Source organism: Flavobacterium plurextorum (genome assembly GCF_024638035.1).
Taxonomy (GTDB): Bacteria; Bacteroidota; Bacteroidia; order Flavobacteriales; family Flavobacteriaceae; genus Flavobacterium; species Flavobacterium plurextorum.
Window position 1 is genome coordinate 3,192,972 of record NZ_CP100442.1, and the last position, 14,925, is coordinate 3,207,896.

At 37.1% G+C, this 14,925-nt stretch carries 11 protein-coding genes; 5 read left to right on the forward strand and 6 right to left on the reverse strand.

Annotation, left to right across the window (positions count from 1 at the left end; all coding sequences use genetic code 11):
• Positions 1-12: 12 nt before the first annotated feature.
• Complete coding sequence (locus NLG42_RS14335; protein ID WP_257681372.1) at positions 13-1,233, reverse strand: S41 family peptidase; 1,221 nt, start codon at positions 1,231-1,233, stop codon at positions 13-15.
• A gap of 238 nt (positions 1,234-1,471) precedes the next feature.
• Between NLG42_RS14335 and NLG42_RS14340 the strand changes: the two genes are divergently transcribed.
• The 3 genes from NLG42_RS14340 to mobC all read left to right on the forward strand — a co-directional run bounded on the left by NLG42_RS14340 (position 1,472) and on the right by mobC (position 5,544).
• Positions 1,472-2,596, forward strand: a complete 1,125-nt coding sequence (locus NLG42_RS14340) for a sensor histidine kinase (RefSeq protein ID WP_257681373.1) — start codon at positions 1,472-1,474, stop codon at positions 2,594-2,596.
• Positions 2,593-3,300, forward strand: coding sequence for a LytR/AlgR family response regulator transcription factor (locus NLG42_RS14345; RefSeq protein WP_257681374.1), 708 nt, complete (start codon positions 2,593-2,595; stop codon positions 3,298-3,300). Before NLG42_RS14340 ends, NLG42_RS14345 begins: the two co-directional genes overlap by 4 nt.
• A 225-nt stretch (positions 3,301-3,525) precedes the next feature.
• A complete protein-coding gene (gene mobC, locus NLG42_RS14350) occupies positions 3,526-5,544 on the forward strand; it encodes a conjugal transfer protein MobC (RefSeq protein WP_257681375.1) in 2,019 nt (672 codons plus the stop codon).
• A gap of 203 nt (positions 5,545-5,747) precedes the next feature.
• On the opposite strand, the gene NLG42_RS14355 is transcribed toward mobC, so the two are convergent.
• The 5 genes from NLG42_RS14355 to NLG42_RS14375 all read right to left on the reverse strand — a co-directional run bounded on the left by NLG42_RS14355 (position 5,748) and on the right by NLG42_RS14375 (position 13,254).
• Positions 5,748-7,814: a type IA DNA topoisomerase gene (locus NLG42_RS14355; RefSeq protein WP_257681376.1), complete on the reverse strand. Its 2,067-nt coding sequence runs from the start codon at positions 7,812-7,814 to the stop codon at positions 5,748-5,750.
• 6 nt (positions 7,815-7,820) lie between these two features.
• Positions 7,821-9,257, reverse strand: a complete 1,437-nt coding sequence (locus NLG42_RS14360; protein WP_257681377.1) for a DUF3945 domain-containing protein — start codon at positions 9,255-9,257, stop codon at positions 7,821-7,823.
• Between the two features lie 81 nt (positions 9,258-9,338).
• Complete coding sequence (locus NLG42_RS14365) at positions 9,339-9,647, reverse strand: helix-turn-helix domain-containing protein (RefSeq protein ID WP_257681378.1); 309 nt, start codon at positions 9,645-9,647, stop codon at positions 9,339-9,341.
• A 229-nt stretch (positions 9,648-9,876) separates the two neighbouring features.
• A complete protein-coding gene (locus tag NLG42_RS14370) occupies positions 9,877-10,728 on the reverse strand; it encodes an RteC domain-containing protein (protein WP_257681379.1) in 852 nt (283 codons plus the stop codon).
• A 99-nt stretch (positions 10,729-10,827) separates the two neighbouring features.
• On the reverse strand, positions 10,828-13,254 hold the full coding sequence (locus tag NLG42_RS14375; RefSeq protein ID WP_257681380.1) for a bifunctional aminotransferase class I/II-fold pyridoxal phosphate-dependent enzyme/GNAT family N-acetyltransferase: 2,427 nt from the start codon (positions 13,252-13,254) through the stop codon (positions 10,828-10,830).
• Positions 13,255-13,505: 251 nt separating this feature from the next.
• Here NLG42_RS14375 and NLG42_RS14380 point away from each other — a divergent pair, with 251 nt between their 5' ends.
• Together NLG42_RS14380 and NLG42_RS14385 are read left to right on the forward strand one after the other, a co-directional pair.
• Positions 13,506-13,889 (forward strand): DUF7793 family protein, encoded by a 384-nt coding sequence (locus NLG42_RS14380; protein WP_257681381.1) that lies wholly within the window; start codon positions 13,506-13,508, stop codon positions 13,887-13,889.
• A 44-nt stretch (positions 13,890-13,933) separates the two neighbouring features.
• On the forward strand, positions 13,934-14,878 hold the full coding sequence (locus NLG42_RS14385) for a helix-turn-helix domain-containing protein (RefSeq protein WP_257681382.1): 945 nt from the start codon (positions 13,934-13,936) through the stop codon (positions 14,876-14,878).
• The last annotated feature ends 47 nt before the right edge of the window (positions 14,879-14,925 follow it).

Here is a 14,925-nt window from a genome sequence, read left to right on the forward strand (position 1 = left end):
CTACCCATTTTTTTATTTAATGTTACTCAATTTTTTAATCATTGCTTTTGCAGCTTCTGAATTTGGGTCTAACTCTAAAGCTTTTTGGTATGATTTTAAAGCATTTTCTTTATCGCTGTTTATGAAATAGGCTTCACCTAAACTATCCCAATTATTTGCATTATTAGGAAATAGTTTCACGTTTCCCTGAAATACAATTATAGCATCATCAACAGATTTTTCTTTTAAAAAGTTGTAGCCAATCTTGTTTAAAATATTCGATTTATCTTTTTTTATGGTCTTGTTAATTGCATCAATATAAGCATATACAAAGGCTTCTTTTTCATTGGTCTCAATAGTTGGTTTCACGCCTTTTCCCTCCCAGTTTGTTTTTGTAATCGGATGAATAGATTGGATGTAAGGAACCAATAATGTAAACTCGTCGTTTAAATTAATTCGTTTGGTCCGGTTTGCACCACCTTTAGTAATTTCGCCTACTACAACAGCTTTATCTAAATGTTTTAAAGTATAAGCAAAGGCTTCTGCCGCAGAAAATGTGTGCTTGCTTGTTAAAACGTAAACCGGTTTGTTGGTACTTCGCTTTCCTGCCACGTTTGCGAACGAATACAATTGCGTTTTTGTGTCTGTTTCTCGTTCATAGAAATCACTTAATAAAACGGGTTTTTCATCAAAAAAATAACTTGACAGCAATTGCATCATACTCGGAACTCCACCGCCATTTGAACGTAAATCAATAATAATTGCGTTGGTATTGCTTAAAAAATTCATCGTTGCTGTTGCGGTTTCTTCCGCATATTTTATATCTGCAAACAGGCGTAAATTCAAATAACCAATATTTCCGTCGAGTATTTTTGCTTCGGTAAATCCGTAATTAATATCTGCCATTTGCATCGCCATTTTTTTCTCCGTTTCCAATTTCATTTCTTCCGAAATAATACGTTTCTCTTGAGCAATACGCTTCGGTTCAAATCGAACTATAAGGTGCAGGTCTTTACTGATACTTTGCAGATCTTCAGTTACTATTTTAGAAAATCCGGAAGGACTTGTGACTTTCTCGTACTTATTAGATTTTAAATTCTTATCCAGCTCAGTTATCATTTTTTGGGATATCTCCAAATCGATATAAGATTGTGCAAGATACGTTTTTATTGAAGTTATAATCTCGCTTTTTTCTTTTGTTTGCAATGAGTTTTTCTCTTGTGCTACTACATTTTGTAGGGTTAACAATAGCATTACTAGCTTTATTTTAAAATAGCTTTTCATAATATTTTAATGTTTAAATTTTCAGCAAACATATAGGCAAACCAAAACGGTGTAAAGTTTTTTTCTTAAACGCATTGGTAATCATCACAGACAATTGATGAATGCTCACAAATTAAGTTGAAGCAGAAAAAGGTAGTGTTTATGCTATTTTAGAGTAAGTTGATGCGTATTGTAATCGAAAAAGGGCAATTATCGTTAATTTTGGCTTATGATTGCATTTCTCAAAAAATACAAAGCCTTCTTATACGGATTGCTAATCCATCGGGTATTAGTTATTGTTTTATTGCATTTTAATTGTATTCATATTGACAGTTCAGCCGTATTGGCAAATACGTTGAGCTTTATTTTTAGCTGGATGCTAATCTCTCTGCCTATTCATTATTTTTCGTTTTTAAAACAGCATAAAACCATCAGCTTAAAACTCATCGCACTGATTTTATTTTTTGTAGTCATTATTATAAATGATTTGAATTCCAAAATAGATGATAATCCGATAACTTTTGCTGGATTAATCAGCGTTGGACTTTGTTTTTTCTCCATTATAGCACCTTCCTATTTTAAGAAATACGCATTGATTATTATTGGTTTTTACATTTTAGCTTTCGGCTATTTCTACTACATCAGAGTTTATATTGATGATGCAAACCGTTATTTCCAACAAGAAAAAGAAATTAAAATCATCCTGACAATTCCTTTTTTTGTAATGCTTTTAATGTGGTTTTATCAGCAATGGAAGTGGTTAAAAACCCTGGAAGCAAAAAAATCAAAAGCAGAATTATCGTTATTGAAAAGCCAGATCAATCCGCATTTTTTTTTCAATACTTTAAATAATTTGTATGGCTTAATTATAGAAAAATCGGATGATGCACCAAAGGTTGTTTTAAAATTATCTGACATTATGCGATATACCATTTATATGGGAAAAGAAGATGTGGTAACACTAAAAGATGAAGTAGAATATTTAAAAAATTACATTGAGCTGCATAAAATACGGTATCAAAAAAAAGTGGATATTGTTTTTAATCAATCTCAAAATACTGATTATCAAATAGCTCCTTTACTTTTTATTATTCCTTTAGAAAACGCATTTAAACACGGCGTGGAAAGTTTAACTGAAGATGCTTTTATTCATATTCATATAAAAACGGATAATGACATCATCTATTATGAAATTAAAAATAACTTTGAACCTCGGAAAACTAATGAAATTGTTGGTATTGGAATTGAGAATTTAAAACAGCGTTTAAAATTATTGTATCCGAATAAACACAAAATTGAGATTGAAACTAGAGATTTTGTATATAAATTAACGCTAAAAATAGAAACGATATGATTGGCTATTTAATCATTGATGACGAACCTATCGCACATCGCATCATTGAAAACTATTGCGAAAATTTAGTACATCTCAAAAAGAAAGGGAATTGTTATAATGCGTTTGAAGCGATGCAGTTTTTAAATGAAAATACGGTCGATTTGTTGTTTTTGGATATTAATATGCCCAAATTATCGGGGTTCGATTTTTTAAAAACATTGCCCAATCCGCCCAAAATAATTGTTACTACTGCTTACAAAGAATTTGCTTTGGAAGGTTATGAACTTAATATTTCGGATTATTTACTGAAACCATTTAGTTTTGAACGATTTATAAAAGCGATTAACAAAACAATTGACACATTACAAAATAACAAAACTACTTCTCCATCTTTGACCAATGAAACAGGACCCAATACGAATAGTTTCTTCTTAAAAGGCGATAAAAAACATTATCAAATTCATTTTGAAGAGGTATTATTTATAGAAGCTTACGGACATTTTATCAAAGTGTATCTGAAGAATGAGATGATTATTAGTCCTCAAAAAATTTCAGATCTTGAAAAATTGCTCCCACAAGTAGATTTTATAAGAACCCATAAATCCTTTATTGTGGCTAAAAATAAAATCAAACAAATTGAAGGCAATAGGATTTTAATTGATGTGCATAAAATACCAATCGGACAAACCTATAAAGAAAATATCAATAAATTGATAAGCTGAATAAAGCCATTTCAGTATTAAAAAGTGCCAACAGAGTTTTGCATAATGGAGAAAAGAAAGAGATATAAAAATTCCAACAATTGTTATAGCGGAGGTTTTCCTTCGCTATTTTTATATTCAGATACATTCAGCCAAAGACTGCCACGCACCGCCATTGAATGCCACATTCTTATAGTCACTAAGTAGAGCCTTTAAATTCACGCCCGAACATTAAAAATTAAAATAATGCAGGGAGAAGACGATTTAAGAGGTTTAGCCAAAATAATGGCTTTTATGAGGGCAGTCAGTATCCTTTTGGTATTGATGCACCTTTATTGGTTCTGCTACGGTTTCTTTATGGAACGTGGCTGGACGTTGGAAGTAATCAACAAAATATTAGGCAACTTCGATAGAACAGCAGGTTTATTTTCACATACCTTATATACTAAAGCCTTCGCTTTGGTATTGCTTGCTTTAAGTTGTTTAGGAACGAAAGGCGTAAAGAATGAGAAGATAACCTGGTCTAAAATTTACGTGGCTTTGGGCGTTGGTTTTGTGCTTTTCTTTTTGAACACACCGTTGTTAAAGCTATCTTCGGTAATAGGTACATTCCTGTATATTCTTACTATCTCGTTAGGTTATATCGCTCTGTTGATGGCAGGTGTGTGGATGAGCCGATTGCTGCGTACCAACCTGATGGACGATGTTTTCAATAATGAAAACGAGAGCTTTCAGCAGGAGACTAAATTGATGGAAAACGAATACTCCGTCAATCTACCCACCAAATTTTACTACAAAGGCAAATGGAACAACGGTTGGATAAACATAGTAAATCCTTTCAGAGCATCAATCGTGTTGGGTACTCCGGGTTCAGGAAAATCCTATGCAATTGTAAACAATTACATCAAACAGCAGATTGAGAAAGGCTTTTCTATGTACATCTATGATTTCAAATTTGATGACCTTTCCACCATTGCCTACAATCATTTATTGAAGCATCACGATAAGTACAAAATACAGCCCAAATTCTACGTTATTAACTTTGACGATCCGCGCAGGAGCCACCGCTGCAATCCTCTTAATCCCGATTTTATGACCGATATCTCCGATGCTTACGAAGCCGCATACACGATAATGCTGAACCTCAATAGGTCATGGATACAGAAGCAGGGTGACTTCTTTGTGGAAAGCCCGATTATCCTTTTAGCAGCCATAATATGGTATCTGAAAATCTATGACGACGGAAAATATTGTACATTTCCTCACGCTATAGAACTCTTGAATAAAAAATATTCAGACGTTTTTACCATTTTAACCTCATATCCCGATTTGGAAAACTATTTGTCGCCTTTTATGGATGCATGGCAAGGTGGAGCACAAGACCAATTACAGGGACAGATAGCCTCTGCAAAAATTCCTTTGTCAAGAATGATTTCGCCACAACTCTATTGGGTTATGACAGGCGATGATTTTTCATTGGACATCAACAATCCCAAAGAGCCTAAGATATTATGCGTAGGCAATAATCCTGACCGCCAAAATATCTATTCTGCAGCACTGGGATTGTACAATTCACGTATTGTAAAACTCATTAACAAAAAGGGTCAATTGAAGAGTTCGGTTATCATAGACGAGCTGCCTACCATCTATTTTAGAGGATTGGATAACCTTATTGCAACTGCCAGAAGTAATAAGGTGGCCGTTTGTTTGGGCTTTCAGGATTTTTCGCAATTGAACCGCGATTACGGCGACAAGGAAAGCAAAGTGATCCAAAATACAGTGGGCAATATCTTCAGTGGCCAGGTGGTAGGAGAAACTGCCAAAAATCTTTCGGAACGTTTTGGCAAGGTGCTCCAGAAAAGGCAAAGTTTATCAATCAACCGCAATGACACATCAACATCAATTTCCACACAATTGGATAGCCTTATTCCGGCATCTAAAATTTCGACATTGACCCAGGGAATATTTGTCGGGGCTGTATCTGATAATTTTGATCAGCGTATTGAGCAGAAGATTTTCCACGCGGAGATTGTTGTAGATAATGACAAGGTAGCTGCCGAAACCAACACCTACAAAAAGATACCACAGATTTTATCCTTTGCTGAAAAAAGTGGCGAGGATAATATGAAACAGGAAATTGATGCTAACTATAAACAGATAAAACGGGATATTGTTCTGGTTATTGAAACTGAATTGGACCGCATTAAAAATGACCCCAATTTAAAGCATCTGCTACCAAAGGATAGCCCTAAGAAGAGCGAGTAAATGATATTCTAAGTTAAAGTTTTGACAATGGCTAGGCTTTTCTAGAAGTCCAAAATAAAACAAAACCCTCGGATAATTCAGAGGGTTTATTTATTTAATTGTTCAATATTTGCAGCATTCTGCAGACCTAAATGTCCATTAAATTAGATTTCTTATTTCCATTGTGCTAACAGTAGGCTTATTTTCCATTACTTGTGAAGCTTTTATTTTTTTTCAAATTCAAAGGTAGTTTCGCCATTATCTTTCAGAACGATGTAGGCATTGAACATCTTTCCTGACTTGCTTTTCATCCTTTTGATGAGTGAAGTCTTACCCTTGCTGACAAGGCTTTTAATATCGCCGACTGCGATTTGCACGCCACATACATTAAGGAACTGCACCCAATTGCACTTTTCATCAGGACACTTTACTATTTTGTCACGTATGATGAGTTGTTGGCTTTTACATTTGGGGCATATGAGGTCTGGCAAGTTATTTTTGGCAATGGGAGTCTGCAAAAGTTCATTGGTAATAGATGCAGCGTAATTTTCCATTTCCTTTTGAAATGTTGCAGCATCTGATTCGTTATTTTCGATTTTCTGCAATGCGAGTTCCCACTGGGCTGTCATAGCCACATCTGCTATTTTTTGGTCTTTGACCAATTCATATACCTGCAGTCCTTTTTCTGTCGGTATCAAGGATTTCTTATCCCTTTGGATATAATTACGGGTAAACAACCTTTCAATTATCGCAGCTCTTGTCGCCGGGGTTCCGATACCAATATTTTGCAAAGCCTTACGTTCATCTTCATTTTCAATTTCTTTCCCGGCATTTTCCATAGCCGACAAAAGGCCTGCTTCAGTATAAAGCACAGGTGGTTTGGTTTTCTTTTCCAAAACGGAAGCTTCTTTTATTTTAAGATCATTGCCTTTTTTCAGCTCAGGTAAATCCAGTACTGGTTCTGTATCATCATAGAAACTGCCTTTAATGGAACGCCAGCCCGCTTCTATAATCTTGCAGCCTTTAGTGGTAAAATCATAATGCAGTACCTGTAAACCGACATCGGTCAACTCTTTAATACAGGGCTGTGAAATGGCTTCGAGTAATCGAAATGCAATCATATCATAAACCGCATTTTCCTTTGGATTCAGGGCTGATGGGATTTTATCCGTAATCAATAATCCGTGGTGATCGCTAACACGCAAATCGTTCACGATACGTTTATTAAAACGTCCCCATTTCATTTTTGAAATAGCTGGTTTGCAGTTTTCCTTGTCTTGCAAAGCTCTCACAAGATTGGGTATGTCTGCCCACATATCTTCAGGAATGTATTTGCTTCCGGTACGTGGGTATGTGATGAACTTTTTTTCGTAAAGGTTTTGGGCAATGTTAAGGGTTTCTTCTGCGGAAAGGTTCAATTTTTTATTGGCTTCTTTTTGCAGCCCGGTAAGGTCGAACAATAAAGGCGGATGCTCTGTGACGCCTTTAATTGCTACCGATGTAACTATTGCTGTTTCGTTTCGCTGAATGGCTTTCAGCGTATCACTGGCAAGTTTTTTGTCTTCCCATTTGATTTTTGAGATACTTTTAAAATCTATTAATTGTTTGTTATGTGACAACTGTATCTGCCAGTAATTTTTTACCTTGAAACTCCCGTTTTCCAGATAGCGTCTGCATATTAAAGCCAGAGTCGGTGTCTGAACTCGCCCGAGTGAATAAACCCCGTTGGCTGCTGCGATGGAGAGCGCTTGTGTAGCATTGATACCCACGAGCCAGTCGGCACGGCTTCTGCCTTGTGCTGCTTGATATAATCCGTCAAATTCTTTTCCGTCTTTGAGATTATAAAAGCCTTTTTTAATAGCTTTTTCGGTAAGGGAGCTTATCCAAAGCCGTTCAAAGGGTTTGTTGCATTTTAGGTATTGGTAAATGTACCTGAAAATAAGCTCTCCCTCACGTCCCGCATCGGTAGCAACTATAATGCTATCGCTATTATTAAAGAGCTCTTCAATGATTTTCAGTTGTTTTACTGCAACTTTATCGGCAGAGTAGCCCGTATCTTTACGGACCTTTCTGACAGTCAGTAAAAAAGGGTTTGGAAGTATCGGCAGTGATCCTTTTTCAAATCCCGTGATGCCATAATCTTCGGGCATTCCTAATCCTACAAGATGGCCTAGCGCCCATGTAACAAAATAGCCGTTACCTGTCAGGTACCCATCTTTTTTTTCGGTGGCTCTGATTATAACGGCTATTTCCCTTGCTACACTGGGCTTTTCTGCAATAATTGTTATCATATCTTATTACATTTTACGCCCTTTTGATTTACCAGGTGCGTTTGATTCTTCTTGTTGCTGCTGTTGTTTATTGTCATCTGGATTTGTCTGTCCTGATTTTAATGGCCCCTTTATGTTCTTGGTAGCTTCATTAGTTTTGCCTTCGGAATTGACAGCGGTCTGCGTTTTATGCGCTTCAGAAGGTTTTATCTGTTCTTTGATTTTATCTGGATTTTGAAATGAAAAATCTGTTTTATTGGTTTCTTTGTTGTATGTGATATATCCATTGTATTCTTTTCCTTTTTTATCCACTAAGCCGCTGATATAAACCGTCTGACCATCTTTGAGCTTTTGATATTGCTCATTATTGAGTTCCTTATCTCTAAAGTTTTTTGGGGCTCCCTGAGTTTGGCTCTGCTGATTGCCTTGCGCCTGTCTGTTAGGGTCATTTCTGTCAAAGAGAAATTGAACAAAACGTTTATCGGCATTGAATTGCACAGATGCATCAAAGGCAGTTCCTTTCTTGGAAACCATTCCTTCTAGAGCAAGCGGTTTGCCTTCCAGCAAGGTTTGCTTTTGCTCTTCACTCAGCTTAATTCCTTTAATTTCATCGGGAATTTTAATGAAATCCGTGCGCAGTGCTATCACCTCATTGGTCAGCCTGTCTATACTGATAATGGAGGGCATGATCTCATTGTTTTTCGGATTGGTGAGATCCACTACGCGTCCCATATTGCCTGTTTTGAGTAGATTGTCTTTATCTTCCTTGCTGAACTCGTGACCGAAAAAAGGATAATTCAGATTAGGTTCTTTTCGGATGCCGTGAATGGCCAATACGACCTGTCCTTCCTCATTTTGTTTAAGCGATAAACGGGCATCCATTCTGGTGACGGCAGTACCAAGATTAAGACTTACCGGTACAAGTTCATTTGTTTTGTATCCTTTGAGTAGCGGATCAAGCAGGCTCATTTTTTCAAGTTTTTCTTTGCTTAAACCCAAATGGTTTAATGTTTCCCAATCGATTTGTTCCGGTTTGTATTTGTATTCACTTGTTTCCGGATTTGTCTGTGCTGTTTCCATATTAATTTCATTTTTTTGTTTATAATCTTTTACTTCGTGCTGTTTCATTAATTGCTCACCTTCAGGTGTGGGACGATCTATCTGTTTCTGCATCTCTTTTGAAGTATCAACAGCCAGCAGTGCTGGGATTTTGAAGAACGAAAAATTAGTTGGGTTCTTCAGCTGGCTGAAAAAATTTGAAAAGAAATTTGAAAACAAATCTCCCTGCTTATCTACCCGCATAAACTGATTCTGATTTTTGCGGGTAGGGTCAACGGTTTCCAGATTACCATTTTGGTCAATGCCTTTTACCGCCATGATTTTCTTTTTCTCTTTATCGAATACCAGCAGTATATCTGATAACTCTTCAGGAGTATTCAGTGCATCTTTAATTTGTTCGCTCATGATTTTTAATTTTAAATTCATTTGTGAAATTAAATCGTGAGAAAGTGCTAACTAAAAGCTGGAATCTGTTGGCGTTATTTTTCACTCCTTGGCGTACGTTTTGGGTATTCGGACATTAATACTTTCTCTGATAAATTGGTGTACATCCGATAGTTTATAATATATTTTTCCGCTGATGGTATAATAGGGCAGCCTGCCGATTGATCGGTAACGCTGGAGTGATCTCCCGCTTATCTTAAGCATCTGCAATATATCCTGATTGTCCAATAGCTCTTCGCCGTCAACACTTCCGCGCTTTTTTTCAAGTTCACTGATATGCGCGCTCAAAAGGTCGAAACGTTCTATCATCCTTTCCATCCAGGAAATGAATTCCATTCTGTCTATATTCATGGCTGTTTGTTTTACATTAATGATGCAAAGTTGCTGATGGCAAAAGTTTTTTATTGCCAATTTCCGCCAATGTAAAATGCTGTTTTGTGAAAGTTTTAACTGAATAAAAAATTAAGATGAGTTGCTGATTTACTGGGATAATGGAGCATATGAAAGTAATTATATGCTAGTAGTCATTCGATGCCAATTGCACCTCATTGGCAAGAGAATTACAAGTTTAAAAAGGCTCTTATAACTCTTTTTCCATGTGCTGTTTAAGGGATGATTTCAGCTGATCCAGAAAAATACTTTTGCTGTCAGTCCTGTCTTTCATCCGATGGAAGGCGTGATGGACATCACCGAGCTGGATCCTGAAAAGCAGCTGGAAAACCATACTGATTTTACGGATGCCGGCTTTTCCATGGGAAATGCTGCCTGATGCATGAAGAGCATAGATTAGTTCGATCAATGCATTCTTTGAATCTGTCCAGAAAAAATCTCTGTTAGCTGCATTACCATCTGAAAAAATGCTGGTCTGCTGCGTGTCGGGCTCAATTTTGGAAACGAGGTAACTGTTAAGAAGTTCGTTAGCAATTATACGCGCCACCTTATAATCATAATAGGTGGAAAATTGCGTGTCAATTTCAAAAACAAAACTATTAACTCCCTCATGAAGGTCTATTTTTCCCCGACAGAAAAAATGGTGGTCCCATTCGGTTCTTCCCGTGCGATAGTAGCGATAAAAGTCAGTGTTATAAAAGTGCTCTTTATATTCCTGCTTGAGGAGATTAAGCTCATTGGAAAAATATTTATGATGCATTTTTCCGGTTACAACAGGGCAGGATGCTTCAATTCGGAAAACTTTATTGTAGAATATCAGTTTTCCCAGTATTTGGGGTTTAATACTCTTAAAAAAATTAATCTCTTCATTTTCGTCGGAGAATCCCTTTTCTAAAACAATTTTTTTAACCGTAGCAAGCAGGTTTCGAAGTACGGTAGTCATATGGTAGGATTTTTCAATTATATGTTCAGGATCTAAGCTGAATTGCTGTTCTGCTTTTCGAATAACCTGAAGTGCGTTCTCACATGTAGATCTTATCATGACAACAGAATTTAGATTTATTTGAACAAGGAAAAGCTGGGGCATTACTGCCCAGAAATTTATGAGGTCACTTTTCGCTGGAATTAAAATGTAGATGGATCAGCGGGGGATGCTGGTTTCATTCTGCAGAGTCTGCATGAGTTCCATAGCAAAATTATCTCTGGCTTGTACGTAAGCGACCTTCGGTATTATAGAAGCTCCCAGTTTTTTCTTCTCAAAACTTGCCGATATGCCGAAATCGATTCGTCCAATTTCAAGCTCTCGTGCTCTTTTAATTGTTTGGTACAAAAGCTGTCTGTACAAGTTGAAGCCGTCACCAGCAATGTAGTCCATGCCGATAAGTTCAGGTACATATACTTTTCCTGAATTTTTATAGCAGAACATTATCCCGATGAAATCCCCTGCATTAACATCCTTGAGTCTTAAGATAATGAACTCCCAGTTTGCAGAGCTGTTCATATTTTCAAATACCTGCCTGTTGTAGGTAAAGGTATTTATGGCAAGATTGTGGTCCTTTACGTTACAGTATAATTGGTAGGCCCTGTTTAGTTCTTCTTGACTCAGGCAGTCTTTAATTTCTACATCATAGAATTTTTCATACGGCAGTATTTCCCGATTGAAATGCTGGCGGGAGCGCGTAGAAAGTAGGGAACCATAACTTTCTGCTGCAGACCATTTTTTATTTTCAATAACACATGATTCGGGCATATCGATCCTGAAATACCCTTGATTTCTAATCATTTCATCGAAATGGAATCCATTTTCAAAATCACGCAGAATGAGCATATCGGCCGATAGTATATTGTATGATTCCTCCAGCTTGTTTAACAGCATTCTCATTGATTGCTCTGCAAGAGGATTATCCTTGTCAATATAGCAGTGCAGTCCCTCAGTAAACAATGAACCTGTGCTTAGAACTTTGGAAGTCATATGCATGGGGTCTGTTTTTCGAGTTTCTTCAAGGTGCCTTGATACTGATTCTGTAGCCAGCATATCATCTTTCCATATCCCGAATGTACAGAAGGTCATTAAAACCACCTGCATGTTTTGGTCACGAATAATATAATAGAAGAAATCCAATTTATTGCCTGGATCCTGAGCGTTTGCGAAAGTCTGCTCAAGATAATGCATTCCCTCCCAATTAAGGATATTATAAGCGCCCAGATACTTGTTCCATTCCTGCTTGTCGATGTTCTCTATTGTTACTTGTTGTTCAATTTGCAGTAGTTCTGTTTGCTGTTTTTGAGCAGGCAGCTTCGTTTTGATGTCCATTCTAAAAGCCTGCCGTATCTTTTGCTCACTGCTTCCAGTTTCTTCTAGTGCTTTGTGGAAGTGGTAATCCATTGCACGGGCAAGATCTATTATATCTTCAATTTTATTATGTGCAGATATCGTGATACGGATTCCAGTATTTTTTATGGGTACTGCCGGGTATATGCCAAGATTGAGGTAAAAGCCCTCTGAGAAAAGGCGCTTGGTAAAATTATATGCAGTTGATGGTGTGCCCATTCCAAGAAAGAAAACGGGAGAATCGTTTTCAGAGACAAGAGGCAGGCTGCTTTTTGAAAGTAGCGTTCCGAAATGTGTTATTTTTTTTGCAAGTTGAGATTGTTGCTCATAGATTTCCGAAGAGAGATGTATGTCACAGGATGCGATTGCAGCGGCAACTGATGCCGGTTCTAGCTGAGCTGAGAAGGTAAGAGGGCCTCCAAAAGTTTTAATTTTTTCACGTAATTTGCGATCACTGCAGAAAAATGTAGCGCCGCTGGCACCAAATGTTTTGCTCAGTGTGCTGACAACCACAATATTTTCTTCCAGCGTTCCAATAGCGTCAAAGATAAATCCCGTTCCGTTTTTTCCTTTCCAGCTCATTCCGTGGACATCATCAAAATAGAGGTGAAGCTGCGGATACTTTCTGGCTAGGTTCAAAAGCTCCTCTACTGGTGCATAATCGCCGTACATAGAATAAACACCATCGGCCATGTACCAGATTTTGCCGGATTTGCCCATTAGCGTGCGAATTTTGTCTTCCAGCATTTCTAGGTTGTTATGGCGTATCATCTCCACTGGTATTCCCCTAAGTTTAAGAATATGACAGGCATTCTGTACACTCCAATGCGCTTGATGATCAATAATTACGGCATCTTCATCTCTTATCAAGGTGGGGATAATTGCGATATGTCCAAGGGTACTGTTCTTGGTGATAATTGGCGGTATACTGTACATCTGCTCAATTTTGCTTTCCAGTTCAGCATATAAAGGATGTGAGAGATATGTTTTAGAAAGTGGGAACTGCGTCCCATAATTACTTATGGCATTTATTGCGGCCTCTTTCAGCCTTTTGTCCTGTTCGAGTCCAAGATATCCTGTAGTTCCGAAATGGAGCATTTCGCTTCCGTTAATTTTTATGGTTCGGCCATTGAGATATTCACCTTCTGCGTATAGGTGCAGTATGCCTTTTTCTTTTGCATTTGAAAAAACAGTATCAACTGTATCGATAAAATTGTTGTGCTTTATTTTTGCCATTTTCTATAAGATTTTTAGGGTTATGTGTTTTTTATATTTAACTGTCTGAAAAACAGTTGTCTAAAATTCTTTATAAAAAATGGAAATATTTTTATTTTACGATATTTTACTCCCATTATGACAAGTTTAGTTCCCGATTTAGCAACGAATTTGATGTTTTTGCAAGAAATAATCCACATTTGGCAATTATAATGTTTCTTAATCTTTATATTTTTGTTAAATTACAACCCCTTATTTAAAACTGATAAGACATGAATGCAGCACATGAATCTTATGAGAATCAAAGCGCGAGGTTTTGGATTGAAAAAGGAATTCTTTTTTTCCAATACAAGCCCAATACGACTATTGATTTAGAAGTGGCAATGCGTGTCGTAGCTGACAGAATTGCATTGCAGAATGAAAGACCACTTCCGGTTTTTTGTGATATAAGAGGCATAGCCTCAATTGACAAAGCAGCCAGAGACTATCTCGCCAAATCTGGTTCACTGCTTGCAAAAGCAGTCGCTCTGATCGGCAGTGAAAATGTTTCCATGACAATGAGCACTTTTTATCTGGAAATCAGCAAGCCCTCTGTGCCTACAAGAATCTTTACTATTGAGCAGGAAGCACTGGATTATCTTAAAGGCTTTCTTTAGTGATAAAGCAGCCAGAAAATACTAAACATATAAAATCAGAACTGATGAAAAGCCCCCACAACCGCAAGCGGATGATATTTATGCAGAAGATGTTATTTGAGATGGCACGGGGCAATTTCAATAACCAGATTCCCCTGAGTACCTATGATGATGAAATTGAGACCCTGGTGGTTCTGGTAAACATGGTCGCTGAAGAACTTAAAGAGTCTGCCTTTCATTCCGGTTTTGTAAATCCCTATATTACCCACAGGATGGTAACACCTGCGACTTTTATTTTGGATGAAAACCATTATATAAAAAATGTAAATCATGGTGCCTTGGAAATTTTGGGATATAATGCAGCAGACATGCTCAGACGTCCGATACAGGATTTCTTAAACGATGACTTCAGCAGTATGTCTGAACTTGAGATAAAAGAACTGGAAGAAATGCTTTTATCAGGTGAAATCATTACACTGAATTTTATAACATTCAAAAAGCTGAGTGTAACTGCCGAGTGTTCCGTATCGAGATTATTGGATGGTAAGTTTACCGTTCTTAGTTTTGTGGCTCCCTTTCTTCAGGTTAAGGAACCTGCTTTGGAATCTTTAGATATAAAATCAGACAAACATTCTAATTTCGGACAAACTGATGCGCGCCTGCTGCAGCGGGTTTATGATTATATATTAGCAAATCTGACCGAACCATTACCATCCATTAAGGAACTGGCAAGACAGTTCGGTACAAATGATTTTAAACTTAAAGACGGATTCAGGCATTTTTTCCATACAAGTGTCCACAAGTTTTATACAGAGCAGCGCCTCAAAAGGGCTTACCTTATGATAGAGCAGACCGATATTCCCCTGAAGAATATTGCCTTTATGAACGGTTTTAACAGCTATCCTAATTTTTCTAAATCATTCAAGAAGCAGTTTGGATTTTGTCCTAAAGAACTCGGTAGAGGAAAAGCCGGTAGTTTTTTTCCATTGGATCACTTTAATCCTTCATAGTTAATTTTTGCTCCCGATAGTATAAGTGTTATTGTTTTGAAATTCAG